Origin of the sequence: uncultured Brevundimonas sp. (assembly GCF_937870815.1) — a bacterium.
GTDB lineage: Bacteria > Pseudomonadota > Alphaproteobacteria > Caulobacterales > Caulobacteraceae > Brevundimonas.
Genome location: NZ_CALMZS010000112.1, coordinates 1 through 1,651, shown reverse-complemented (window position 1 = coordinate 1,651; position 1,651 = coordinate 1). Strand labels below are relative to the sequence as shown.

Genomic DNA, 1,651 nt, shown 5'->3' with positions numbered 1-1,651 from the left:
CGCATGGCCTCGAAGCCCTCCTCGAAGCGCTGGTAGCTCATCTGGTGGGTGATCAGCGGGGTCAGGTCGAGGCCGGCCTTGAGCAGGCCGAGCATCTTGCGCCAGGTGGTGAACATCTCGCGGCCGTAGACGCCCTTGATGGTCAGGGCCTTGAGGATGATCGCCCCCCAGTCGGTCTCCATCGGCTTCGACGGAATGCCCAGCATGGCCAGGCCGCCGCCCATGATCAGGGTGTCGACGCACTGTCTGAAGGCGATCGGCGAGCCGGACATCTCCAGGGCCACGTCGAAGCCGACCTTGAGGCCGAGCTCGTGCATGACGTCATGCAGGTCCTCGCGGCTGGTGTTCACGGTGCGCACGCCCGGCGCCACCTTCTGGGCCAGCTCGAGCCGGAAGTCGTTGATGTCGGTCAGGACCACGGTGCGGGCGCCGGCGTGGCGCGCGACGGCGGCGGCCATCATGCCGATCGGCCCGGCCCCGGTGACCAGCACATCCTCGCCGAGCAGGTCGAACTGCTGCGCCGTGTGCACCGCATTGCCGAACGGATCGAGGATGGCGCCGATCTCCCACGGCACGTCGTCGGGCAGCTCGATGACGTTGAAGGCCGGGGCGACGACGAATTCGGCGAAGGCCCCCTGACGGTTGACGCCGATGCCGCGGGTGTGGGGGTCGAGGTGGAAATGGCCGGCCCGGGCCGCTTCCGAGTTGAGGTCGATGACATGGCCCTCGGCCGAGACCCGCTGGCCGACCTTGAGGCGGCGGTCGACGTCCTTGCCGATGGCGACGATCTCGCCGGAGAATTCATGGCCGGTGATCATCGGCACGGGGACGTTCTTCTGTGACCACTCGTCCCAGTTCCAGATGTGTATGTCGGTGCCGCAGACGGCGGTGCGGCGCACCTTGATCAGCACATCCTCGTCACCGGCGACGGGGATGGGGGCGTCGATCAGGTCGAGGCCGACGCCGGGTTTGGTCTTGGCCAGGGCCTTCATGGTGTCCGCCATCAGATAACTCCCAATTCGCGACCGGCCGTCGTGAACGCCGCGACCGTTTGATCAATCTGTTCGAAGCTGTGGGCCGCCGACATCTGGGTGCGGATGCGGGCCTGGCCGCGCGGCACCACCGGGAAGCTGAAGCCGATGACATAGACGCCGAGCTCCAGCATGCGGGCGGCCAGGTCCTGGGCCAGTTTGGCGTCGCCGAGCATGACCGGGATGATCGGGTGCTCGCCCGGCAGCAGGTTGAAGCCGGCCCCGGTCATGGCGGCGCGGTAGCGGGCGGCGTTGGCGAACAGCCGGGTGCGCAGGGCGTCGCCCTCGTCGCCGCCGGCGATGCGGATGGCTTCCATGCTCGAGCCGCAGACGGCGGGGGCCAGGGCGTTGGAGAACAGATAGGGCCGCGCCCGCTGTTTCAGCAGGGCCACGACCTCCGACGTCGCGCAGATGAAGCCGCCCATGGCCCCGCCCAGCGCCTTGCCGAAGGTGCCGGTGACGAAGTCGACCTCGACCCCGTGATGGGCGTAGGAGCCGCGCCCCTGCGGGCCGAGGAAGCCGGTGGCGTGGCAGTCGTCGACCATGATCAGGGCCGAATATCTGTCGGCCAGGGCGCGGATGTCCTTCAGCCTGGCGATATAGCCGTCCATCGAGAAGGC

At 68.3% G+C, this 1,651-nt stretch carries 2 protein-coding genes; both read right to left on the bottom strand.

Features of this window, described 5'->3' with window-relative positions:
• Positions 1–992, bottom strand: a 992-nt coding sequence (gene tdh, locus Q0588_RS07195; RefSeq protein WP_366872720.1) for an L-threonine 3-dehydrogenase, incomplete at its 3' end; no start/stop codon positions are given.
• Between the two features lie 11 nt (positions 993–1,003).
• A partial coding sequence (locus Q0588_RS07190; RefSeq protein ID WP_298745087.1) for an aminotransferase class I/II-fold pyridoxal phosphate-dependent enzyme occupies positions 1,004–1,651 on the bottom strand: 648 nt, incomplete at its 5' end.